At 49.9% G+C, this 23407-nt stretch carries 20 protein-coding genes and 1 pseudogene; 6 read left to right on the top strand and 15 right to left on the bottom strand.

The features are described 5' to 3' along the window. Positions 1-14: 14 nt before the first annotated feature. Together TQ39_RS14525 and TQ39_RS14520 are read right to left on the bottom strand one after the other, a co-directional pair. Positions 15-425, bottom strand: a complete 411-nt coding sequence (locus tag TQ39_RS14525) for a hypothetical protein (RefSeq protein ID WP_050006050.1) — start codon at positions 423-425, stop codon at positions 15-17. Positions 426-453: 28 nt separating this feature from the next. Continuing rightward, positions 454-951, bottom strand: coding sequence for an RrF2 family transcriptional regulator (locus tag TQ39_RS14520; RefSeq protein ID WP_050006049.1), 498 nt, complete (start codon positions 949-951; stop codon positions 454-456). A 237-nt stretch (positions 952-1188) separates the two neighbouring features. Between TQ39_RS14520 and TQ39_RS14515 the strand changes: the two genes are divergently transcribed. Then, the gene (locus TQ39_RS14515; RefSeq protein WP_050006048.1) at positions 1189-1776 is read left to right on the top strand and encodes a TetR/AcrR family transcriptional regulator; all 588 of its coding nucleotides are present in this window, start codon (positions 1189-1191) and stop codon (positions 1774-1776) included. A 648-nt stretch (positions 1777-2424) separates the two neighbouring features. On the opposite strand, the gene TQ39_RS14505 is transcribed toward TQ39_RS14515, so the two are convergent. The 10 genes and pseudogenes from TQ39_RS14505 to TQ39_RS14465 form a co-directional block, all read right to left on the bottom strand. Further along, positions 2425-3051 (bottom strand): TIGR03943 family putative permease subunit, encoded by a 627-nt coding sequence (locus tag TQ39_RS14505; RefSeq protein ID WP_156146337.1) that lies wholly within the window; start codon positions 3049-3051, stop codon positions 2425-2427. Next, positions 3044-3874, bottom strand: coding sequence for a metal ABC transporter permease (locus TQ39_RS14500; RefSeq protein ID WP_050006045.1), 831 nt, complete (start codon positions 3872-3874; stop codon positions 3044-3046). The genes TQ39_RS14505 and TQ39_RS14500 overlap by 8 nt, the downstream gene beginning before the upstream one ends. Next, positions 3867-4577, bottom strand: coding sequence for a metal ABC transporter ATP-binding protein (locus tag TQ39_RS14495; protein WP_050006044.1), 711 nt, complete (start codon positions 4575-4577; stop codon positions 3867-3869). Before TQ39_RS14495 ends, TQ39_RS14500 begins: the two co-directional genes overlap by 8 nt. Before the next feature lie 65 nt (positions 4578-4642). Further along, positions 4643-6160, bottom strand: a complete 1518-nt coding sequence (locus TQ39_RS14490; protein ID WP_050006043.1) for a metal ABC transporter solute-binding protein, Zn/Mn family — start codon at positions 6158-6160, stop codon at positions 4643-4645. A gap of 116 nt (positions 6161-6276) precedes the next feature. Beyond that, complete coding sequence (locus TQ39_RS14485; protein WP_050006042.1) at positions 6277-6576, bottom strand: hypothetical protein; 300 nt, start codon at positions 6574-6576, stop codon at positions 6277-6279. 33 nt (positions 6577-6609) lie between these two features. Then, positions 6610-7146: a Fur family transcriptional regulator gene (locus TQ39_RS14480; RefSeq protein ID WP_333492264.1), complete on the bottom strand. Its 537-nt coding sequence runs from the start codon at positions 7144-7146 to the stop codon at positions 6610-6612. A gap of 186 nt (positions 7147-7332) precedes the next feature. Beyond that, positions 7333-7434: pseudogene (locus TQ39_RS20420) on the bottom strand (transposase); the annotation flags it as partial. 310 nt (positions 7435-7744) lie between these two features. After that, a complete protein-coding gene (locus TQ39_RS14475) occupies positions 7745-9499 on the bottom strand; it encodes an ABC transporter ATP-binding protein (protein ID WP_050006041.1) in 1755 nt (584 codons plus the stop codon). Then, positions 9500-11302 carry an ABC transporter ATP-binding protein gene (locus tag TQ39_RS14470; RefSeq protein WP_050006040.1) on the bottom strand — a complete coding sequence of 601 codons (1803 nt, stop codon included), beginning with the start codon at positions 11300-11302 and terminating at the stop codon, positions 9500-9502. 57 nt (positions 11303-11359) lie between these two features. Continuing rightward, positions 11360-11977, bottom strand: coding sequence for a TetR/AcrR family transcriptional regulator (locus TQ39_RS14465; RefSeq protein ID WP_050006039.1), 618 nt, complete (start codon positions 11975-11977; stop codon positions 11360-11362). A gap of 915 nt (positions 11978-12892) precedes the next feature. On the opposite strand from TQ39_RS14465, the gene TQ39_RS21990 reads away from it, so the two are divergent. After that, complete coding sequence (locus TQ39_RS21990) at positions 12893-13126, top strand: helix-turn-helix domain-containing protein (RefSeq protein ID WP_082052278.1); 234 nt, start codon at positions 12893-12895, stop codon at positions 13124-13126. Between the two features lie 101 nt (positions 13127-13227). Here TQ39_RS21990 and TQ39_RS20945 read toward each other — a convergent pair whose 3' ends face one another. Together TQ39_RS20945 and TQ39_RS14460 are read right to left on the bottom strand one after the other, a co-directional pair. Next, positions 13228-13473 (bottom strand): hypothetical protein, encoded by a 246-nt coding sequence (locus tag TQ39_RS20945; protein ID WP_156146335.1) that lies wholly within the window; start codon positions 13471-13473, stop codon positions 13228-13230. A 665-nt stretch (positions 13474-14138) separates the two neighbouring features. Further along, positions 14139-15551 (bottom strand): GntR family transcriptional regulator, encoded by a 1413-nt coding sequence (locus TQ39_RS14460; protein WP_050006038.1) that lies wholly within the window; start codon positions 15549-15551, stop codon positions 14139-14141. A gap of 271 nt (positions 15552-15822) precedes the next feature. Between TQ39_RS14460 and TQ39_RS14455 the strand changes: the two genes are divergently transcribed. The 4 genes from TQ39_RS14455 to TQ39_RS14440 all read left to right on the top strand — a co-directional run bounded on the left by TQ39_RS14455 (position 15823) and on the right by TQ39_RS14440 (position 21326). After that, positions 15823-16668, top strand: coding sequence for a tyrosine-type recombinase/integrase (locus tag TQ39_RS14455; RefSeq protein WP_050006037.1), 846 nt, complete (start codon positions 15823-15825; stop codon positions 16666-16668). Between the two features lie 386 nt (positions 16669-17054). Continuing rightward, on the top strand, positions 17055-20210 hold the full coding sequence (locus tag TQ39_RS14450; protein ID WP_050006036.1) for an autotransporter outer membrane beta-barrel domain-containing protein: 3156 nt from the start codon (positions 17055-17057) through the stop codon (positions 20208-20210). Between the two features lie 80 nt (positions 20211-20290). Beyond that, complete coding sequence (locus tag TQ39_RS14445) at positions 20291-21064, top strand: class B sortase (protein WP_050006035.1); 774 nt, start codon at positions 20291-20293, stop codon at positions 21062-21064. Between the two features lies 1 nt (position 21065). Further along, on the top strand, positions 21066-21326 hold the full coding sequence (locus TQ39_RS14440; protein ID WP_050006034.1) for a hypothetical protein: 261 nt from the start codon (positions 21066-21068) through the stop codon (positions 21324-21326). A 791-nt stretch (positions 21327-22117) separates the two neighbouring features. Here the strand turns inward: TQ39_RS14440 and TQ39_RS14435 are convergent. Further along, positions 22118-23170: a uroporphyrinogen decarboxylase family protein gene (locus TQ39_RS14435; protein WP_050006033.1), complete on the bottom strand. Its 1053-nt coding sequence runs from the start codon at positions 23168-23170 to the stop codon at positions 22118-22120. Between the last annotated feature and the right edge of the window lie 237 nt (positions 23171-23407).

Below are 23407 nucleotides of genomic sequence, written 5' to 3'. Positions count from 1 at the left end.
AAAACATATAGAACTCACTCTGATACCCCCTTCCTGAGAACAACACGTTTTTTGCGCCTCCGACATTTGAAAACATGTGATCTTTGATATGCTGAGGAAGCAAATAGCAGTTCCATTTCTTCCATCTTTCGGCCTAAAACACTATAGGCAGAACTGCTCTGATTTAATTGATGGTTTGTTTCCTGAATTTGAGACCGGAGTGTTTCCAACACTTGCCGAACGTATTCTGCTACTTTTTCCATCCTGATGTCCTGCTGTTCATTTTTTTTGCGCTCTTGCTCTAACTCGTTGTTTTTGTTATACAGTTCCAAATCGTACAGCATACAGATTTCTTGAATCACAATTTCAATCTGCTTCGGGGCAATTCCTCCAAACAAGCATTTTTTTAGCTTTAACGTTTCTAAATAATTCTCTACCTTTTTCATATGACAAGCCTCCAGTCAAACAATGCTGTTATGATCTTTTTTCAGCAATTAAAAAAGCAGACGAAAGCTCGGCAGCCTGCGGTGCCCGCGCGGAGGATGGGGGAGGACCTTCGTGTGAAATATGATTTTTCAAAAGTTCTGCAATAGTCAGATACTGTAAAAAATTATTGATATGTTGTTGCAGCAGGCAATAGCTTTTTCGGACGGGACAAAATTCAGCGGCGGATCGGCTGCAATAGCTGTCGCTCTCCAGGCAGCGGTTGATGAGAGTAGTACTCTCCATTACAGCGACGATGTCATACAGTGTAATGCTGTCTGATGGCTCTGCAAGTGAATATCCTCCAAGCCGTCCAGAATGTGCTTGTATAAGCCCGGATTTTTTCAAAACAGCTCCGATTTGAATTAAGTAGGAGTGCGGAATCTTCATTGCTTGAGCAATTTCCGTAGCGGATACAATGACTGACTCATTTTGTGCCAAATAGAGAATCATGCGAATCGCATAATCTGTAGTGATTTTCAATTGCATTTTGATTCATTTCCTTTCTTATATAGATGAGGAAGTTACTTATAATTTGTTTGTAGTTTTTGACTAAAAATAAAAACAAGTCAAAAACAACATTTAAAATAAGCGCCTTAGGGCGTTTTTATTTGACTGATTCTATTATTTAGTCATTATAGCTCGTGTGCCCAAAAAAGTCTATACTTTTCGTGTAAAAATATCTATAATATAACTCATCTTAAACTTTTAAAGGTGGTGATAAGGGTGCCAAAGATTTTTTCCGAATCAGAAAAGTTGTCGCACAAGCAGCTGCTCTTTGACCGTGGATTGGCCTTAATTATGGAACGAGGATATAAAAATGTAACTGTAGATGAATTGATCAAGCTGACCGGAGGATCAAAAGGTTATTTTTATTTATTATTTGAATCGAAAGAGGATTTCTTCCTAAAAGCCGTAATGTGGCAAATGGAGCAGATATTTCAAGCCCTGTTGGACGCCAGTCAGCAAGGAGCAACGCCTTCAGAGTTGAGCGTGCTCCATCGCCAATTGTACCGAAAGCTCAAATTTGCCAATTATGAGGATATGTTTTATATCAACCAAAAAGTTAGCAAGGAGCAGTGGCAGCAGTTTCGAAAGTTCGAAGAGGACTTTTTTGCGCGGATCATTAAATTAATGGGTTCATCGCCATCTGAACGGGACCCTCAAATTGTCAGCAACTTGTCAGCGCTGACCTATCTGTCGTATATGCCCGTCTCATCAGGAGAAACGGCACAATACTGGTTCAGCGAAAAATCGGACATGGTCACGGACATTCTGCTGGAAACAATTCACCGATATATTACGGGGCATTGACTCTGCTGCACTTTTGTGATTGAGAGAAAGAAGAATTATATTATTTTTCGGATTATGGTAAAATATAACAGCTCATACAAAACCGCCCGAGCGCGTTTGTAAATTCATCGTGCTCGGGCCCTCTTTATGGCTGTTTGATAACCTTAGTCCTTCATCATCGTGTTTTCCGTGTTAGGCGAACGGCTTCTGGAGACAACCTTTCTTTTAGATTCAAGGAATATCCGACAGGTCGCACTATCTATAGAATTGGATTGAGTCGTTCTTTTTTGCACAGCCTGACACGTCCGGCGAAGCTGGCGCTCCCGGCCTCTCCGGGGGGGGAGAGAAATTAAAGTGTCCGTTTTTTATATACCACAATTTAGGAATGCAAGAGCACAAGGCGACAGGTTATAATCGGCCGCCTTGTGTTCTTGCATATGTACATATCCTACAAGCAAAGCAAGTTGTCCATTTTACGTTCCTTCAGACTTCTCGTTGGCCTTTTTGACGATTTTCTCAACAGCGCTCTTTGCGTCCAGCACAATTTTTTTGCAGTTCTAATCGATTGTGCTATGACGCTCTCTGCCGTTATCCTATCATCTACGATTCCCATCCTTTTGTACGAACTGCGGGAAAAATTTTAAAAGTACTAGTTCAATGATCATGTGATTATTGTGTAACAAATTCTGTTCCACGTTCCGCTTTTACTTCAAGAGAAGCGACATTAAGGTATAAATTGGTGTAATATCCTTCTGTAACCAATTCTGGGTGGCCTGTTACTCTAATCCAGTCGTTCTCATTGGGAAACTCCCCGTCGTATTTTAGCAGGAAACCTCCCCAGCCGTCATTTCCACAGCAGCCGGGGCCGTTTCGGTATACAACCGGAGCAGTTTCACTGCCGTCCCATGAATAAAACTGTGCATACATTCCTTCCACGATGATCGTTTTATCCTTATAGCGATCAAAATTGCAGTACATATCGCTGATCTGTGTTAAAAACATCTTTTCCCCGATTTCCAACACATCGCCCTCAGCCGATTCACCTGTTGCGTCTGTAACCGGTGTGTTGGGAGAATCGCTGCCAAGCGTAGGAGGGCGGCTTGCCGGCACACTGGAAGAAGGCTCTTCAAGGGCTTTGGTTTCTGGAGCGGCAGATTCAACATTTAAGGAAGACTCCGGACTGTTTGAATCGGGAGGTGTAACATTGAACCCTGTTTTACCGCCGCCATTGCCGCAAGCGGACAGCAGCATGCAGAGCAATAAAGCAGGAACAATCCTGTTCCATATTTTACGCACGGCCAATCACCCCTTTCACGGTTTGTATGACCCAGTAGAGGAAAAAGACAATGATATTACATAGGACAATGCTGGCTCCCGTAGGCGTTGCGTATACATAGGAAAATGTCAGTCCTGCCCATAAGCATATCACGGATATGATAGCCGAATTGATAATCACAGCTTTGAATTTTTTGCATAACCGCATAGAGGTCAGCGCGGGAAACACAATCAGGCTGGTGATCAAAAGAGCGCCCATCATCCGCATCCCCAAAACAATCATCAAGGCTGTCAGCAGGGCAATCAGCGTGTTATATAGCCCCGCGTTCGTGCCTGTCGCTTTCGCAAAAGATTCGTCAAACGTAACGGAGAAAATACGGTTATAGAATAGAATGAACAGCACTAATACAATAACGGATAGAACTACACTTAAATTCACATCACTTTGCGACATGCTCAGAATGCTTCCGAACAGATAGTTGCACACATCCGTATTCATTCCTGTGGTTAAAGAGATGACCATCACCCCTATGGCCAATGCACCAGTGGAAATTAGAGCGATCGCCGCGTCGCCTTTAATCCTGCTGCTTTCGTTGATCCGCAGCAGCAGAAAGGCCGCCAATACCACAATGGGAATGGAAATCGTCAGCGGGGCCATATTCAGTGCCGTCGCTAAAGCCAGCGCACCGAAGCCAACATGGGAAAGCCCGTCTCCGATCATGGAGTACCGCTTTAGGACAAGGCTTACCCCCAGCAGAGAGGAACAAAGGGCCACAATGGTTCCCACGAGGATTGCGCGAACCATAAAGGGGTAGGAAAACATCTCTTTCAGCAAGTCAAGCATGGGAAACACCCCCTATAAAACGGCTGCCCACTTCGCTGTTCCGATAGTCCTCCGTTGTACCAAAGAAAAGCTGGGAATGGCACAGGTGCAAAATATGTTTTGCGTACTGTACCGCTGCGTGGATGTCATGGGAAACCATGATGATGGTGATCCCCATATCTTCATTGATTTGCCGGATCAGCTCGTATAGGTTCTGCGTCACCACAGGATCTAACCCGGCGGCAGGTTCATCCAATAAAATCACCTTTTTCGTGGCGCATAGAGCGCGGGCCAACAGAACTCTTTGCTGCTGGCCGCCGGATAATTCACGATAGCAGCGGTTTTTCAGCTTTGTAATTCCCATTTTTTGCAGGTTTTCATTTGCAAGTTCTTTTTCCCGTTTGGTATAAAAGGGCTTTAACCCCAATCGGTTTAAGCAGCCGGAAAGGACGACTTCATAGACACTGGCGGGGAAATCCTTTTGTACCGCTGTCTGCTGCGGAAGGTAGCCGATTTCTTTTGCCAAAAGCCCGTTTCCCATGTGAATCGTACCGGACGCTGGCTTTTTCAAACGCAATAGCCCCTTTACCAGCGTACTTTTCCCCGCGCCGTTTTCCCCGACAATGCAAAGATAATCGTTCGGCTCTACTGAAAAATCCAAATCCTTTACAGCGGGAACGCCGTCATATACAAAAGATATATTCTTGCATGTGATTAAATTCATCGCGTTTCTGTAACCTCCATTCAAAAAACAGCAGCGGCAGTACTCACGCGCCGCCGCTGCTCATTTTAGTTTAAGGCAGCGCGCAGGCTGTCTACATTTTCCATCATCATAGACAGGTAGGTAGCCCCGTTCTCCATTTGCTCTTTCGTCATATTATGGCAGGAATACAGGGTCATCTTCTTCGCTCCGGTAGCCTCGCAGATAGAATCTGCGATTTTTTCGTTGGAAAGCTCAATGGTAAAGACAACTGGAATCTGTTCTTCCTTCACCTTATCGGTCAAAAATGCAACCGTTGCGGCGCTGGCTTCGGTTTCCGTCGAACAGCCTGTAAAGGCGGCGTAATAGCTAAGGCCATACTCGTCGGCAAAATACCGGAACGGGAAACGGTCGCCAAACAGAATCGTTTTCCGTTTAGCGCTGTCTACAACTTTGCGGAAAGAGGCGTCCAGCTGTTCCAACTGCTCTTTGTAATCGGCGCTGTTCTTTTCATAGGAATCGTCGTTTTTCGGATCTTTTCCGCAGATAAGAGAAGTAATCTTGTCTACAATTTCAATCGCATTTTTCGGAGAAGTCCACACATGTTCGTCGGTTTCCTCCTCGTGCTCGTGGGAGTGTCCTGCCAGGGCTTCTTTGATTTCGTCTGCTGTAGCGTCAGCAGCGTAAAACGTAGGGGCCCAATTTTCTACATCCATGAGAGCTTCCACGCTTTCATTACCATAGCGCAGATGGAAATGAGCGATTTCTTCTTCATGTTCCTCGTGTTCTTCTTCATGGCTGTCGGCGCCGGTGCCATGGTCGTTAAAGGCCAGATAAACCGGCGCTCCTGAATCAGGCGTTTTGGCTTGGAATGTATACCACACGCTGGTAATATCTCCATCGTCGTCTTTTACCGTCTGAAACCCCTGATATTCATACTCCGCAGATACAGTCCCGGAGGGCGTGTGGAAAGAAACGCTGTTCCCCTCAATGGAAAGCGTATTGTAATCGGATTTCCTCTTTTCCAAAAACTCCTGCTTCATTTCATCAAAGGATTTCTCATTTTCTTCGGCTTCTTCTGTGATATACTCGTCCAGCGTTCCATCCTCAAAGTAGGGAAGCACCGATTGAAAATCTCCGGCAAAATCAGAAAGCGGGCGGTCTTTTATTTCGCTTTCCACAATTTCCCCATGGTCGTGGTCATGCTCGTGCTCCATCCCTTCAACGATTTCTTCATTGACGGTGGGGACACAATCAATCAGACGCAGGGTGTCCGGCCTCTGATCGCCCATAGAGTTCAGAATATCGTCCACCCATACATCATTCTCGCCTCCGGTGTAGATGAACAAATCGCAGTTCTGAATCGTCTTAATATCCTGCGGGGTCGGCTCATAGGAATGGCTTTCCGCGCCGGGCTTCAACAGCATCGTAACGTCTGCCTTGTCGCCTACAATCTGGCGGGTAAAATCATATTGGGGGAAAATCGTAGTTACAACAGACAGCTTCTCCGAATTATCGGCATCTGCCGGTTTATCGGAAGTGCCGCAGGCGGACAGGCAGGCGAGAACCAGTACCGCCGCCAACAGAATTGAAATGTATTTTTTCATGAAATTGAATCCTCCGTAAATTCGCATATTTTCTTAAAAATGGGCGCAAAAATACAAGGGATAACCTCCCCGATTGGAAAATGGGCATAGTATTCCCTTGTATCAAAGGATTCTATTTAATTGTTCATTCTTACTTTCTGGCTGATAAGGGAAACGACAGGTACAAACAGAGGAAGGCAAAGAAATGCCACAACCAGCGGAAACTGAGGCGCAAACGCCCCGGCCGTTTCAGACGAGCCGGTTCCGATCTGTTTTAATGTTTGTTCGGCCCGATGAATGCAGGCGCAGACAGGGCAATCCTCTCCTGTGCAGTCGTGATGGGCCTCTTTTGCGATGAAAAGAAGAGAAAAGAAGGCGACAATAACAAAGGCAGCACAGGTAAATCCGGCAAGGATTCTTTGCGCCTTTTTATCCATAACTTTCCCTCCTTCACAAAAATGATTTGTCCGTCAGCAGCCTGTTTTCCTGCACTCGCTGCAAATTCCGTAGAATATCGTCCGCAGAGAATCCATTTCAAACCCATGGTGCTCCAACATGTGCTGTCCCAAATGAGCGACTTCGCCGCACTGTACATGGAGCAGCTTGCCGCATTTTTCACATTTGCAGTGGTAGCAGCTCGGCGGTTCGCAGTTATCCTGTCCGCCGATATATTCAAAACAGGCGCTGCTGCTTCCTTCGATGATGTATTTTGCAACCACGCCTTGCTTTACCATGCGCTCCAAATGACGATACACCGTCGTCATTCCCACTGTGATACCTTCCTTTTTGAAATGGTCGCAAATATCATTGACCGTAATATGGCTACCAGGGACGGATTTCAGAAAGGCAAGTAATTCAGCCATCTGTTTGGTTTGATACTGTGCTTTGCGTGCCACTGGATCCGCTCCTTTGAAATTGAAAACTGTTTTCAGTTTATTACAAAGTGTTTTTGTTGTCAATATAATTTGAAAACCGTTTTCAATTTTTGAGGTCTGAAATTCTATCACAAAACAATCCCCTACATCTCATGTGTCCCAGATGTAGAGGGTCGTTTTGGATGTACTGCATACTATGCTGTCTTAAAAATGGTGTTGTATATATTCTACACTTGAAAAAGCGTACAGCAACGCTTTCAAAAGCATAGTAGTTGCAGGGCGAAAATAAATTTGTTCTAACCGCTACACAAAAACATATGCGCTTCTGCCTTTGAGATATCCCATGCTTTGTGAAATGCTATACTTGGGCGGTGCACCTCTCAAGAGGTTTGCGTGGTCTAGCATCATGTGTCCTTCTATGAAAATTTTTTATGGTTTGCTGCATGTCTTTTCGCAAAAAGCAATGAAAAATAAGAAAAAAGATTTCAGAAGAAATATACTTATTTGTTTCTATAAATTTTCTTTGCGTGTACGTTACTGGAACCCGGGAATAGGATTGTAAAAACAGGGATTTTATTTAAAAGTGTGTTTGATTTAATGCTTGCGGAGCAATTCCTTGCCAATTTGAGGCTGTGTTTCTTGAAAAAATACATCCCGCATTTTTAACTTAAAGTGGAAAACAGCTACAGTGATTTTGAAATATGAACTTTAAAAATCGTTATATCTTGTCTTATCGCTTCGTCCCGTTCAACTTCCACTGGGCGCTCTGGCTCTGAAGCTCCACCATGTGCCGGTAAAGGCCGCCTTTCTGCATCAGCTCCGCTGGTGTCCCCTGTTCGGCCACATGGCCATTCTCCAGAACCACGATGTGATCCGCCCCAGCTACGGTGCGCATCCGGTGGGCAATGACCAGCACGGTCTTGCCCACCAGCAGACGGGAGAGGGCTCCTTGTACTTTGGTCTCATTCTCTACATCCAGGCTGGCGGTGGCCTCGTCCAGCAGGACGATGGGGGCGTTCTTCAAAAGAGCTCTGGCGATAGAGATGCGCTGGCGTTCGCCACCGGAGAGCTTCGCTCCATTCTCCCCGATGGGGGTGTCGTAGCCCTGCGGCAGACGGCGGATGAACTCTCCGCAGTTGGCGGCTTCGGCGGCAGCACGCACCTCATCGTCGGTGGCCCCCCGTTTGCCTAGGCGGATGTTCTCCATCACGCTGTCGTCAAAGAGCACTACATCCTGGAATACCATGGAGTAATCGCGCAGCAGAACCTCCGGATCCACGGCGGAGATATCCACGCCGCCCACTTGAATCGTCCCCTCAGCGGCGTCCCACAGTCGGGCTGCCAATCGGGCACAGGTGCTCTTGCCAGAGCCGGAAGGCCCCACCAGTGCGGTCACTTCCCCCTCTCTGGCGGTAAAGCTCACATTCTCCAGTACCTTTTTCTTGTCATAGGCAAAACACACATGGTCGAACACGATGTCGTGGCCCATGGGAGCAAAGGCCTCCACGCCCTCAGCGATAGGAGCATCATAAATCTCATTCATGCGGTTGGCGGACACCTGGGAGACGAACATCTCCGCGATGAGGGCCAGGCTCTGGTCGAACGGCGCGTACACGCGGGTAATAATTAGCAGGAACAAAAACAGCAGCATGAAGTCGATCTGGCCGGAAAGGATTAAATCAGCTCCCACCAGGATGGTCGTGGCCACGCCCAGACGCATGATGACGCTGGCCGCGTTGACGAAGATACCGGTACCCAGTTCCCCTTGGATCATGACCCTTTCATAGATATCGATTTTCTGATTGAGCCCGGCCAGATACCGCTCCTCCTGATTGGTAGCGCGGATCTCCCGGACATTCTCCAGGGCTTCCTGAATGCCGTCGGAGACGCGGACAGCGGCTGTTTTCGTCCTTTCGGAAGCACGCGCGGAGATCTTCCGGGTGCCGAACAGCAAGCCGAATGCCACTGGCACTCCCCACAGGCAGGCGACGGCCAGACGCCAGTCATACATCAGCAGGCACACCGCAATGACCGCCGTGGAGATGTACGCGCCATACAGATACCCCAGCACATGAGACCAGACATGTTCCATGCGGTTCACATCGCCCATGAGAGTCTCGGTCAGGTCCGCCAGATCCCGCTTGCCGAAATAGCCCAAAGGCAGCCTGCGCAACCGCTCCGCCAGACTGAGGCGGGTGGCCTTCACCTCGTTATAAACCAAGCTGTAGGTGTTATGGTACTGCTGTAGGTGGGTTACAAAGGACAGGATGACAAACATAACCGCCAATCCTATGAAAAGGGATGCACTGGGCAGCGGCTGGCCGTCCGTCAAAGTGCTCATGAAATCGGCCATCAACAGGTACAAAATGCCCATGCCGCCCATGACGACCAGATTGGCGATGACCGTCCAGAAAGTCCCCTTTTTGGTGTTCCACATTCCCTGATCGGTGAGAGCATATTTGCGCTGAAAATTTTTGCTGAACATTTACTTCGCCTCCTCTTCGCTGGTGATCTTCCACTGGACCGACTGGTTGTAATCCGCCCACATCCGGGCATAGAGGCCGCCCGTTTCCACCAGCTCGCGATGGGAACCCTGTTCCACGACGCGGCCCCCCTCCAGCACGAGAATTTTGTCCGCGCCCACGACTGTGGACAGGCGATGCGCGATCATAATGACGGTACGCCCTTTAGTCAGTGTAGTGAAGGCCTTTTGAATCAGCGCTTCATTCTCGGGATCAGCAAAAGCGGTGGCTTCATCCAGCACCACGATGGGCGCGTCTTTCAGGATGGCCCGGGCCAGGGCGATGCGCTGCTGCTCGCCGCCCGAAAGATAAGTCCCTTCGGGGCCGAGCTGGGTGTCAATGCCTTTCGGTAGCTTTTCCAAAATGTCTCCGCATTGGGCGGCCATCAGCGCCGCCCGCACCTCCCCCCGCGTGGCGTTCGGGCGGGAGGCCCGGACGTTTTCCAGGATCGAGGCTTTGAACAGGCGGCTGTTCTGGAACACAAAGGCGATCTGCTCCATGAGCACATGGGGATCAATCTGCCGCACGTCCGCACCGCCTACCTTCACCATGCCGGAAGTGACGTCCCAAAAGCGTGGGATCAGGCTGGCTGCGGTGGTCTTGCCACCGCCGGAGGGACCCACCAGGGCCACGGTCCGGCCCGGCTCCACTGTAAAAGAAACATGGGAAAGGGCGGGTGTCTCCGCACCGTTGTAAGTAAAACTCACGTCCTCAAATTCCACACGGCCGTCACGGGGCTTCTGCGGATGCTCAGGCTTTTTCAGTTCAGGCGCGCACATAACCTGATTGATGCGCCCCAGCGCGGTGCTGGCCAGCATCATTCCGGAGGCGGCGAACATGATTTTGGCAAGCGCCGTGGATATGATGGCAGAGAACACCGCGTAAAAAGCAAAGTTGGTGACAAAACCTGCAAAATCACCGCTCGCCAGAACGCCGGGCGCCAGGAACAGGGCTGCGGGCACCAAGAACACGAAAGCCCCCTCGGTAAAGGTCAAGTTGATGGACTGAGGGATCCGGCACACATTGGCCTGATAGTATTCGGATTTGTTGCTGTAATCCTCGATGGCCTGCTGGAAGGCTTTAAAGGAGTAGACCGTCTGCTGGAAAATTTTGACCACCAGGATACCGCGGACATACTCGGTACCCGCTTTTGTTATGCGGTCCTGAGCTGCCTGGTATTCCGCCATGATTCTGGCGTTTTTGCCGCCCATCATGGAGAACATGGCGGCGATGGAGATCACTGCTGCCAGCAGACAGGCCGCTCCCATGCGCCAGTCAAAGACGAACATCATCACCAGCATGGCGATAAACAGGGTGATGGTACCCACGATGTCCGCCAGATTGTGGGCCAGCAGGGTCTCCGTGTCGGCCGCCGCCGCGTCCAGCCGTCCCCGGATGAGGCCGGAAGCATTGGAATCGAAGAAGCCCAGCGGAGCCTTCATCACACGGGCCACGCCCTGCTTGCGGATATTGGCCGCCGTGCGGAAAGCTGCCAGATGGGTACACATCAGTCCTGCGAAATACAGGAAGATGCCGGCCACTGCAAAGCCAAACGCCAGCCAGCCGTATTGGGCAACGCTCTGAGCCTGTGTCCAGTCCGGCGCCACGGCGATCAGATCGCGGGCCGCCAGCCAGATGCAGATGTAAGGAGCCATGCTCAGCAGCATGGATACCGCCGACAAAGCCAGTCCCAGGAAAGTCAGACCCTTATGGCTGCCTGCGTAGTCCAGCAGGACCGCTACATCGCTCTTTTTCTTTTGATTCATGGAAAAACCTCCCTTTGAAGTTAGCTTACGCTAACCATACTCTAAAAAAGACAGGGGCTATGCCCCCACCAATTCCAGCCATCCGGCAGTATAGAACGCCCGCAGCTGCTTCACATCCCGAAGGGCCTGCTCATAGGGCATATCGTGAATTACCACCTCAAAGAGCCCGTTAAACATACCGCTGGCGATGATATGGCACAGAGAACGACTCAAAGTGGGAACCCTTCGCCCCAGGCGACGGAGCACCTCCATGTATCTTAGGGTATACTCCACTTCCACCTCCACCATATTGTGGACAAAGCTCTCGTAACCGGTCCCTTCCGCCCGGCACAACAGAAGTTTTACAGGCTCACGGTTCTGGCAGATGTAGTCCACCATCCAGTCCAGACAGCTTTCAGAATCCTCTCCCATATGCTCCGGCTGTTCCGCCTCGGGTCGCCCGGCAAAAGACGTCTGAGCCTCCATGAAGCGTCCCATAAGCGCTGCGGCGTGAGGTTCTACAATAGAAGCAAACAGGGCCTCCTTACAGGAAAAATAGCCGTAAAAGGCCCCAGTGGTCACCCCGGCATTTTTCACGATCTGACGCAAGGACGCGCTCAGAAATCCCTTGTCAAGAAACTCCGTTAGAGCGGCCTGCTGTATTTTTTCCAATGTCGCGCTGGAACTCTCCACCATGATGCCCCTCTTTTGATAACGATGTTATATAACACCGCTATAGTACATCGAACAAAAGAGATTGTCAAGAGGTAACGGAATACTGTCCAATTTTTGATCTGCAGCTGGAAATGTTTCGTAACTTCTAAGGTTGTGAAGATTCGCCTTGAATCATTGTGCAGCGGCTTGACAGATACTCAGCGTAAGACATAATATTTTTGGTTAGTTATAACTAACGAACGGCGCGGTTGCTTTCCCAAAGGAAAAATAAAAGCTGTGGAGGAGGCTCGTGCAGTAATTGAGGAATTTTTGAGCGGTTCGTTGTCTGCACTGTTTCAACTCACATGGAACATCCCTGTGCCGGGCGTTTGCACCTGCGTGTTCAATGTAGATGCCTCTGTACATCTATCTCCATATCTGCGCCCCGGATACTATGAGACGTTTTTGTTGTGAGGGAGGGCTCGAGTTAAACCTTGCAGACGGCAGCAATCACACGATTCGGGAAAATGAGTACTTCTTCTAGCGGATGCGGCTCAGTTGCGGGAGGCAAAATGCACTGGACTGCGTTTGCAAGGGATACTGGTCGAAACAGATGGTACAGGTGCCCGTCAGAATTTGATGGAGCTATGCGCCCGGTTGGGCGGTCCATTTTTGGATGTGGCACAGGTAAAAAAGCTGATGCTCCGTCATGATGGTTGCGTGGCACTGAAAGCCAATACTTGGAGCGAAAGCACGTTCACCGTATTGCAGTCCCTGCCAGTTGAGCAGCGGGGAGCATACTGCGTTCTTAAAACAGTGGAATTGGTTTACTTGCTGTGCAGTGTCCATCCGCTACCGATTTGATCATCGGTCCATCCTATCGGGATCGATATTTGATGAATACCGTAAGTAGAACTCACGACTATATGTTGGAACATTTGAAAGAAAAGCTTATAAATGAACGGCTGGCCCGACACCGCATTTCTCCCAACTTCGTTCAAAGATTGTTTACAGCGGCTATATGGTCGGCTGGTACATCGGTACTTGCAAGCTAGACGGATTGAATATGCGGCAAAATTGCTGTGTGCTACCTCCATAAACGTGCTGCAGGTGGCATTGGCGATAGGCCATCAGAGTACTGGCCGGTTCGGCGTAGCTTTCCGGCGCACCTATCAGATGGCTCCTTCCTAATACCGGTCTAAGGAATTTGAAAAAATATCTAAAACCGTGTGTTTTTGTCTAAGCCGCAGATGCGTGGCTGCATATCGTGATATTATATACAAAATAAAATGTCATTTTCGATGAATGATACCCGCGTTTCCATGGAACTGGATACCGATTTCCCGCGCAGCGGCCACGTCAAAGTACGAACTGGTGCGGAAAACGGCGAGTCTTTTCATTAGCGTTGCGTATCCCGGAATATGCGGAGAATTTTGAACTCCTTGTGGATGGCGCACGGACCTCGAGAAAATTGAAAAGGGCTTTTTATATTTGAACGCTCTGCCCGGCGATACAGAACTGGAAATCGATTTTGCCATGTCTCCTCATTTTGTAAAAGCCGATCCGCGTATGAGAGCAGAATATCGGCAAGATTGTAATCGTACGAGGCCTTGAGGTATACTGCCTGGAGGGCTGCGACGATGGAAGTTTCCTTGCCGACGTGTTTGTGGATAGTTCCGCGTGCATAGAAGAAGTATAGTGCGGTGACTTACTTGGTTGGACAATAACCTTGAAATTGGAGGGAGAAAGGATAAATGAAAGTGAGCAGATACAATCGACATCTTTTATGGCCATTCCTTATGGCTCGTGGTGCAGCCAGAAACCGGGAGAAATGATTGTATGGATTAAAGAAATGTACGTACCTAAGCCGAGAATGAGCGAGAGGATAGAGCAGTTATATAAATAATATAATGTAGCAGTAACGTTTGAACGCTACAAGTAGCTAATACAGTTGTAAATGCAACTGGAATGTATTCGTCACAGGCTGTATCCGCCACCAATGTTGTAGGTGCCGAGTGGCTTAAAATATTGGAAGTTTTTCACGGGTAAAGAATGCCGGCGTAGAGTTAACAAAAAAATTATCGAAACACAGCCCCTGTGCCGTTGATATCGGCACGGGGGCTGTTCATTATACTGCAACTTCACAGCCTCAAGTAAACAAAAAAGGCGGGGTAAGGATAGAATCGGCCTCTGCAAGATGAAATTAGGTAGCAAGCTGTTTGCGCACTGAATCAAGGATATCATGATAGCATGAAGCGACTGCGTGTGCGAACGCTTTTTTATCGTCTTTGCACAAATACTGATATGCCAGCAGGCTCTTTTCATTTAGTTCGGCGATGGTTTGCCTTTTGTTTTTATAAAATGCGAGAAAATATCCCCAGTCAGTCATTCGGCGGGCCTCCGTCATAATAACCAGCAGAGGCGGCAACCCGATACGCTGCATCATTGTTTCTATAATATCATTAAGAAGAATGGATTGGGGCACGGCGAATCTCCGCTCCAATTGAATAAAATCCGCCGGTTGAAACAGGTCTGCGGCATAATACGAGATTGGCTCCATAATAAGAGATGAAAATTGCAGAGCGCGCAGATATCGTATGGCTGCTTGCCGGGTGGATTTATCTGTAAAAGGAGAAAGTGCATCAAGATTTGGTGTCTGAACGATTGTTCCTTTTACATTTAATGTTTTGGTAAAGGTCCTCTGCTCCAGTATAGCCAAAGCGCTGCGCACCGTAGAAACGGATACCTGGTACAACTGGGCCAGTTCGGCCTCGTGTGGAAGATAAGAGCCGACGGGGTAAATGCCTGTGCCGATTTTGATTTCCAGATCCTGCACGATATGCATATATCGGTATTCCCGGCCGCGGTTGGGATTCCAGGAGAATGTTGTTTCAGTCTGAAGAGGCAGCGAAGGCAGAGTATGGGCAAGCTGGTCTAAGCCTGTCCGTATTTCGGCATGCAGGGCCTGGTAGAGCCGGCACAGCTCAAAATACTTTTTCCGGTTGTCGGATACGTTCAAAATCCTTATAAATACATCTGACTGTGAGAAATATTTCTTCAGAGAATATCCGGTATAAGCCTCTTGCTTATCTACAAAGAAGCCAAGGCGCCCCTGTAGTTCTAAAGCGGTGTACAAATCGACGGGAAGCTCGCCGCCTCCGTTCCGCAGCACATCACATAAAAAACCACTGACAGGCCGCCATCCCCCGGCCCTGTCGCCATTCTTTTTTACTTTCATCACCTGCCGATAATGGGGCATGGCTTCAAGTTTGCATCCGTGCGAAGCGAAGGCGAGCAAAGGGGGAAGAACAAGCTCCATGGTCTGGTATAGCTGAAGCAAAAAGCCTTTTTGCGATAAAATGGCTTCGACGGAAGCGGAGAAGGTACGCTCATTTTCCAGGCGGCAAACTCTGGCGGCCCGCCGCGGCTCCAGTTCAATCAGCCCCTCTTCACGCAGCACGGCAAGCACCTTGTTTATCGTAAAAAGGCTTACCTGATATTCGTCTTTTAAAACTCGGGAGGACGGCAGACGGCTTCCCGGCAACAGCAATCCTTCCGTGATACGGCATTTCAGGCTTTTGTAGACGTAAGAAAAGCGTGTCTCTTTAGAACTCATAAAACTCCTTTACCAAAACTTACCTGTTTTACTATATGATTAGCTATTCAGATTCAATATTGTTTCCCTTAAAAAGCCATTTTATAATTTTAACAAAGCTGCATCTTTTCCATAACACAAGCAGGCAGAAAAAAGCAGCGCTTTAAGGGCGAAAAAAGCCCTTGCGCGCTGCTTTTTACTTATATCCAGATATTTAAACAGGCAGAAGGGAGCGTGAGCCGCAGAAAATGCGGGTACAATAAGTGAAAACAAAATAGGGGAGGCAGACATTATGAAAAACTCATCGATAAGAAGGCAATGGCTTGACAGCTACCAAAGCCATCTGCTGGAAGAAGAACACAGCCCACAGACGATTAGAAAATATATCCATGACATTGCGTTTTTTTTCAGCTTCCTGCCGGCAGAAGCGGAGATCAGCAAAGAAAAAGTGCTTGCATACAAACAGGAGCTGATTCAAAAATATCGCCCGGCCAGCGCCAACAGCATGCTGGTGGCCTTGAACGGCTTTCTCAGCTATATCGGACTCGCGCAGTGCCGTGTCAGATTATTTAAACTGCAGCGCAGAAGCTTCCGCAGTCCAGAGAAGGACTTGACCCGCCAGGAATATGAGAGATTGGTAAAAGCGGCAAAGTCACACCGCAATGAAAGACTTTCGCTTCTTTTACAGACAATTTGCAGTACCGGCATCCGGGTGAGTGAACATCGCTTCGTAACGGTCGAAGCGCTGCAGACAGGACAGGTGCAGATATCCAATAAGGGAAAGATGCGTGTGATCATCCTGCCAAGGGAACTGCGTGGGCTTTTGCTGCAATTTTGTAAAAAAAAGAGACTTACCACCGGGCCGGTATTTGTCACCCGCACGGGAAAGCCTATGAACCGCACAAATATATGGTGCATGATGAAGAGACTGTGCGCACAAGCGCATGTGGATTCCCAAAAAGTGTTTCCGCACAATCTCAGACACCTGTTTGCGCTCACTTTTTACCGAATGGAAAAGGATATCGTCCGCCTGGCGGATATTCTGGGACATTCAAGTATAGAAACAACGAGGATATATACACTTACAAGCAGTACAGAGCACGCAAAAGCGATCTCCCGCCTCCATTTGTTGATTTAAAACATAATGCACATTATGTTACATAAGAAACCACAAAAAGACACTCGGGTCTTTACATTATCTAATTATATCCTCCTGATGTTTCAGTTGTCAATTGAATAATAAGCTTAAATACAGCTTTCCAACGTATTTTTAGGCACAAAAAAGAAAGCTTCTCACACTTACTCCTGCTTGGGTAAAGAAAAAATTACCGAAGAAAGCAATTTCTCTTCAAATTGAGGGTGTGACAAGGCTTAGAGAGACCTAACGACAAATGAAAAACAACATAATGTGCATTATGTTACAACTCCCGCTCGATAGGCGAGAATGGTTTTGGATGGAAGAAAAAGACGCTTTGCGGTACTGATGTCTAAGCGGCAAAAAATATCAGAAAGGGAAGAAGTAAGATGAAAAAGAAGATCATCGCTATCGCACTGGCCTTGTGCATGGTGACATCCCTGCTTCCTGCCACTGTGCTGGCGGCAAGCGAAGGGGAGCCCCAATGCACTGTGACCGAAGGCTGTACATTGTCCAATGGGCATGAGGGCGAGTGCGTATTGCCGGAGGAGGGCGGCGAGCCCGATGCACCTGCAGCGTGTACAAAGACCGAGGGCTGCACGCTGGCCGAGGGCCACGAGGGCGTGTGTGTGCTGCCGGAGGAGGGCGGCGAGCCCGATGCACCTGCGGCGTGCACAAAGACCGAGGGCTGCACGCTGGCCGAGGACCACGAGGGCGCGTGTGTGCTGCCGGAGGAAGGCGGCGAGCCCGACGCGCCTGCGGCATGCACAAAAACCGAGGGCTGCACGCTGGCCGAGGGCCACGAGGGCGCGTGTGTGCTGCCGGAGGAAGGCGGCGAGTCCGACGCGCCTGCGGTATGCACAAAAACCGAGGGCTGCACGCTGGCCGAGGGCCATGAGGGCGAATGTGTGCTTCCGAAGGAGAACGGCGAGCCTGTTGTCACAATGCTCGATGGCGTGAACACGCCGGAGAAGCTGGAGACCGCGCTGGCGGCGGGCGGCACGGTAGTGCTGAGCGGCAATATCACCATTGACAATGCGAGCAAAAGCTTCACCATCCAGAATGCCGTAACGCTCGACCTCAATGGTTTTTCCATCACTCGCTCGGGCGACAGCAGCAGCAAACTGTTTGCCATTAAAAACAACGGCTCGCTGACGCTGAACGATTCAAAGGGGACAGGCACTGTGAACAGCACCTATCCTGTTCAGTTGTACAGCAACGCCACGTTCATCATGAACGGCGGCACCATCACCTCGAGCCACGGCGCCGCACTGGATATTTACACCAGCGCCGTCAACGTGAAGGTGGAGATCAACGGCGGCTCAGTCACGGTTGCGCAGGGCAATTCCGATAACGTGTTCGGCATCCGCGGCAAAGAGAATGTGAAAGTGGATATCAAGGGCGGCGACATCCTGGGTGCTGGGAGCAACCGTCTGGCTATGTATGTGAGCGGCGACAAGGACGGCGCCATTGAACTGAACATCAACGGCGGCTCTGTGCAGCATACGGGCCAGGCCATCCAGGCATACAGCGGCGCTGTCATCAATGTATCCGGTGATGCTGTTATCCGCTCTGAGACGAACACTGCCATCTCCACACAGAGCGGCTACGGCGTCGTGGAGCTGAATATGACGGGCGGAACCATCAGCACGGGCAGCAGCACTGGCTATGCTGTGTATGCCCGGGAGAAGAGCAGAGTAAACATCGGCGGTGGCAATGTCACGGGCGGTACGGCGGTGATGGTCTACGACAGCGCGAACGTGACGGTGACGGGCGGTACGCTGGAGGGCAAAAAAGCTGCCATCGGCAAAGGCAGCAGCGCCACCCCCGTTATCTCTGTGACGGGCGGCAAATTCTCGTCCGACGTGAAGGAGTTTGTGCCCGAGGGCAACACCACTGATACGGACAGCGAAGGCAACTTCATCGTTGTGGTGGACAAGGCGAAGGCTGTGGCCGAGGCTAATGGCGTAGGCTACACCACCGTGCAGGCGGCCATTGACGCTGTAGCGAACAGCGATGCCGCAGGCACCGTGAAGCTTTTGCAAAGCAAAGCTGAGAGCGTGGCCGTGCCCGCGGGCGCGAATGTGACGCTGGACATCCCGGCGGGAGTCACGCTTACGAACACGAACGGCGCACACACCATCACCAACAGCGGCACACTTGCCATCACAGGCGAGGGCACTGTGGACAACGTGACTCATGCTAAAGGAGCATTGGTGAACCTCTCAGGCGCACAGGCCGTCATCCGGGGCGGCATGCTCACACGCAGCTCCGAGGCCAGCACGAGCGCGTCGCAGAGCGGCGGCAACAGCTGGTATGTCATCGACAACCACGGCACATTGGAGATTGCGGGCGGCAAGGTAGTGAACGAGGGGCATTTCTCGTCCCTCATCCGCAACGTGGGTGACAGCGCCGCAGCGAAGGCCGTGCTGACCATCAGCGGCGGCGAGGTGGAGCAGATGGGCTTCATCGCCGTGAAGAACGACGACAACAGCATTCTAAATGTAACGGGCGGCGTCATCCGCTCGAACGAGCAGGCCGTGCAGAACTGGACACAGGCCAACATTTCCGGCGGCAGGCTGGAGGGGAATGTCATCACATGGGCCTACGGCGACCAGCCCAGCGAGACGAACATCGCTGGCAGCGCGGTGGTAGATGGCGACGTGGCGGCCGTTAACTATATGGACGCGGCGGCGCAGCCTGTGGTGAACATCACAGGAGGCACCGTGACGGGCAGCATCTACAAGGGCGAGCACAAGGGCTCGGGAGGCATCATCCATACTGCAGCGGACAGCACCGGCGCAGACATCAACGTGTCGGGCGGCGCCTTCAAAAAACCGGTGGACCCGGCCTTCTGTGCGGAGGGTTTTGCGCCAAACAAGGATCCCATCACAGGCGACTACACGGTACACACCCATGCGTTTGTAAAGACGGAGGCTGTGGCAGCGAGCTGCGCGGCTCCGGGCACAGAGGCATACTGGACGTGCAGTGTGTGTGGAAAACTGTTTAGCGATGAGGCTGGCGCAAATGAGATTGCTGCGCCGGTGATAGTACCCAAGACAGCCCACACGCTTGTAAAGACAGAGGCGGTGGCGCCCACCTGCACAAAGGAAGGCTCCGAGGCTTACTGGACCTGCAGCGGGTGCGGCAAGCTGTTCAGCGACGGGAATGGCGTGAACGAGATTGCTGCGCCGGTGGCGATGTCCAAGACAGCCCATACGCCGGTGGCGGCGTGGAGCTCCGACGGCTCGAATCACTGGCATGTGTGCAGTGTGTGCGGCGAAAAGCTCTCCCAGGGCACGCACACCTTTGGTGAGTGGCACACGACGCTGGCGCCCACAGCAACAAAGACGGGCGTGCAGGAGAAAAACTGTACGGTTTGCGGCTACGGTGTGTGCGCCACAGTGCCTGCCACAGGTACGTCCACACCGCAGACGGGCGACCCGTTCAATGTGTGGTTGTTTGTGGGATTGCTGTGCATCGGTACGACAGGGCTCGTGGTACTTACCGGTGTGCAATTGAAAAAGCATAGAGCAGGCAAGTAAGGCACACCATAAACCAACCGTGAAAAGGGGCGGCGGAATGATCCGCCGCCCCTTTACTTGAACGTATCGAGGAAACAAGATTGAAACAGACAAAATGGACGAAAAAGAGGTCGGAGGGTCTGCCGCGCTGGGCCATGGGCCTGCTCATGGGCCTGTGCATCGGGCTGATCGTGGTGGCGCTGGGCGGGCTTGTGATATATGTCCTGCTTACAGGCGGCGCACGCAAGGAGTTCGATGAACTGGCCCAGAGGGTGGAGAAAGAAACAGTCGGCCTGCCCGCAGGGCAGACGCCGAAGGCATATGCGGATTTGAAAGCCGAAAATCCGGATTTCGTGGGCTGGATAAAGATAGAGGGCACATCGGTGAACTATCCTGTTGTACAGACAAAGGCGGAACCACAGTATTATCTTCGCCGCAGCTTCGAGGGGAGCTACTCCATCGCGGGCACACCCTTTCTCGACGCACAGTGCGACATGGAAAAGGGGATAGGACTCATCATCTACGGCCACAACATGAACGACGGCAGTATGTTTGCGGACATCGCTGGCTATACGCAGGAAACTTATTGGCGCGAACACCCCATTATCCAGTGCGACAGCCTCACCCGGCAGCGGGAATACGAGGTCATGGCGGTGCTGCAATTCAAAGACTCGGAGCAGGCGGCGCAGGACTATTATTCCGTTCCCTGTGATGAAATGAACTTCACGGAATATATCAGTCGGCTGGCAGACGCAGCATTATATGATACCGGTATACAGGCAGTCTGGGGAGATCAAATTCTGGCGCTTTCCACCTGCAGCCGCCAGGACAGCGACTCCAGAATTCTCGTTATAGCGAGGAAAACAGGCTTATAACTTGAACAAACGGGAGGATGAGGAAAAAATGAAGAGGACGGGAGATTTATTTGAAGATTTATCTGCGGAGCTGGGCTGCATATACATATCTGATTTGAGACTGCCTCCTTACAGAGAAATAGCGTGTCAGAGCCTCATTTCCGGACAGTTCTCGGGATATCCGGTTTCCATGTGGCGGGATATGCTGAACTATCTTGATGTAGAGTCTTCGGCCGAGGTGGAAAATGAGGAGCAGGCAAAATCAACTCTGAGCTTTATATGACCAGACTCTTTATGAAAAACATTTGGAGCATAAGAAAACCCGCTCGGTATCTTGTATACAGGGCGGGTTTTGATTATTGGCGGATAATATGAATCATTGCTTTCCTCTTTTAGTATCGCTTTGGCCGAATAGTGGTGTCAATTCTTTGTATGTGTGTCTGATTACGATTACAGCCACGAGAAAGGTAGGGACATCGGAGACGTGAAAGGAATGGAGCAGCCCCTCAAGACCGGAAAAACAGGAAGAGGCACGGCGAATCCAGCGCCAAAGATAGCCTCTCGTCTCAGAGAAATGAGAACTGTGACAGACAGCTTTAAATGGCATAATCATGCTGTTTTTAGTGAGGTGTACAAATTGTAAAGACAGGTAAAAAGCCCGCGGAATCTGATATCAGAAGGCCTCGCAAGTTTTTTGTATATTGGTGGTCAAACAGTAGTCTGAACCGCTAAATCAGTTGGTGAAAATGGATGGATGATTGGGGATAAGTTAGGAATGAACGCACATTATGCTCCTCTGCACCCGGTGCGTTGCCTGGATGAGACGAACTGCAGCTCATTGAGAGGCGGAGCATTCTGTCAAGGCCCGAAAGTTCAAAGGGAGAAGGCTATGAATATCGCCAATGTGGTAAGGTCAATCTGTTCGTCGCGTTTGAATCACTGGCCTGCAAGAGCGTGGTAAAGCCGTCTGATGCCAGAACAGCCGTGGATCTTGCCCATTCCCTGCGTGAGTTGTAGAAAGGCCATTATAACCACTGCAAAAAATTGCACTGGTCATGCAAGGCCGAGCTATCGCTATTGCGGGATATCCTGTATGGCTCTACAAAAAGCAATCACATTTTGATCTGGCGTATTGACGTCGATTCCAACACACGACATACTTGTGAAATCGTTTCTCTTCTCGAAAGAGGCGGAACTGAATTGCGAACGGACGTTTTCTTGAATCTCTGGAATACTTTCGCACAGAAGATTTTGAGGAGAATAGCGTAAATTGAGCCATGAATTTTCACAAGCAGAACGAACGGCATGAAAATCAGAGTGTGCGCCGGCTTCTAGCCAGACAAGATTGGGGGTTTTTCGGTAGAGAGGGGCGAAGCGTTCGCAATGCATTCCACAGTGATGCACTGCAAAGACCCCAAAATGTTCTGCAAGTTGGATATCGTACGGCATAAGGTATGTTTCATACAGATCTGCTGAAATCATATCTACAGTACAATTTGATGTCAGATAGGCTTGTGGGGCTGTTTTTCCAAGGATAGAGCTAACGCCGGTACTGATATGAGAAGTGTACTGACGAAGCCGGTCGGCAACCGCGATCAGAGTTTGTGTGCATACGGTGAGAAGATGGTGAGCAAGCCTCGGATTTTCATAGTAGTCAATAAAAAGTTCTTGCCCGCGCAGCGCAAAAGCAAGGTTTTGTACTCCACATAAGTCCAAATAGGACTCTACATGCCCAAACCGGCTGATAAGCGTTTTCATCTGTTTTTCGTACATGGCCCAGACAGTGCTGTGATCCAAATCTGGAACAGAAAGCGCCTCAATTTGGGCGTCCGTTAAATGGGCGCATTGGACCTCTGGAAGATTGTCGTCAGTAAAAAGAATGTCGCATCCGAGCAACTGTGCTTGAAGATATTCTCCGGCAAGAAGATCACTGTCAATCAAAGGACGCGGCTGAACCATGTATGATTCAGAAGGATAAATTTCCGGAAAGTTCTCGAAAAGAAAACGGCGCATCAGCATGTCGGCTTGAATACGATAATCCGGATTTAGGAAAAATTTTTTGTCAAATGAAACTCCAGTGCGTTTATGCCACCAAGCTGGATGAAACGTGATATCATAAATTGCCATAAGAACTCCTTTCAAGACCGAAAAAGGGAGAGCTTTTGCTACTGATGATATGGACGGTCGAAGCCATTGTCAAGAGTTTGGTTTCCGTTTCTCTCTCTTGTACAGAAACAATTTTCTTTTTTGTACGTTACATGCATACGCTATTAAAGAGAAAAATACTGAAATGCGAAAAAGATTGGTAAGACACCATGCGCTCGGATTTAGAGGATAATGGCAAGGGAAATAGTTGTGCTAATA

It is taken from the genome of Ruthenibacterium lactatiformans (genome assembly GCF_000949455.1).
Classification (GTDB): domain Bacteria; phylum Bacillota; class Clostridia; order Oscillospirales; family Ruminococcaceae; genus Ruthenibacterium; species Ruthenibacterium lactatiformans.
This window is presented reverse-complemented; position numbering and strand designations above follow the sequence as displayed.

Coding starts and splice junctions, on each gene's coding strand:
- TQ39_RS14525 (WP_050006050.1), bottom strand. CDS start 425: ATGAAAAAGGTAGAGAATTATTTAGAAACGTTAAAGCTAAAAAAATGC.
- TQ39_RS14520 (WP_050006049.1), bottom strand. CDS start 951: ATGCAATTGAAAATCACTACAGATTATGCGATTCGCATGATTCTCTAT.
- TQ39_RS14500 (WP_050006045.1), bottom strand. CDS start 3,874: ATGCTTGACTTGCTGAAAGAGATGTTTTCCTACCCCTTTATGGTTCGC.
- TQ39_RS14495 (WP_050006044.1), bottom strand. CDS start 4,577: ATGAATTTAATCACATGCAAGAATATATCTTTTGTATATGACGGCGTT.
- TQ39_RS14490 (WP_050006043.1), bottom strand. CDS start 6,160: ATGAAAAAATACATTTCAATTCTGTTGGCGGCGGTACTGGTTCTCGCC.
- TQ39_RS14485 (WP_050006042.1), bottom strand. CDS start 6,576: ATGGATAAAAAGGCGCAAAGAATCCTTGCCGGATTTACCTGTGCTGCC.
- TQ39_RS14475 (WP_050006041.1), bottom strand. CDS start 9,499: ATGTTCAGCAAAAATTTTCAGCGCAAATATGCTCTCACCGATCAGGGA.
- TQ39_RS14470 (WP_050006040.1), bottom strand. CDS start 11,302: ATGAATCAAAAGAAAAAGAGCGATGTAGCGGTCCTGCTGGACTACGCA.
- TQ39_RS14465 (WP_050006039.1), bottom strand. CDS start 11,977: ATGGTGGAGAGTTCCAGCGCGACATTGGAAAAAATACAGCAGGCCGCT.
- TQ39_RS21990 (WP_082052278.1), top strand. CDS start 12,893: ATGAACGGCTGGCCCGACACCGCATTTCTCCCAACTTCGTTCAAAGAT.
- TQ39_RS20945 (WP_156146335.1), bottom strand. CDS start 13,473: ATGGCAAAATCGATTTCCAGTTCTGTATCGCCGGGCAGAGCGTTCAAA.
- TQ39_RS14460 (WP_050006038.1), bottom strand. CDS start 15,551: ATGAGTTCTAAAGAGACACGCTTTTCTTACGTCTACAAAAGCCTGAAA.
- TQ39_RS14455 (WP_050006037.1), top strand. CDS start 15,823: ATGAAAAACTCATCGATAAGAAGGCAATGGCTTGACAGCTACCAAAGC.
- TQ39_RS14450 (WP_050006036.1), top strand. CDS start 17,055: ATGAAAAAGAAGATCATCGCTATCGCACTGGCCTTGTGCATGGTGACA.
- TQ39_RS14435 (WP_050006033.1), bottom strand. CDS start 23,170: ATGGCAATTTATGATATCACGTTTCATCCAGCTTGGTGGCATAAACGC.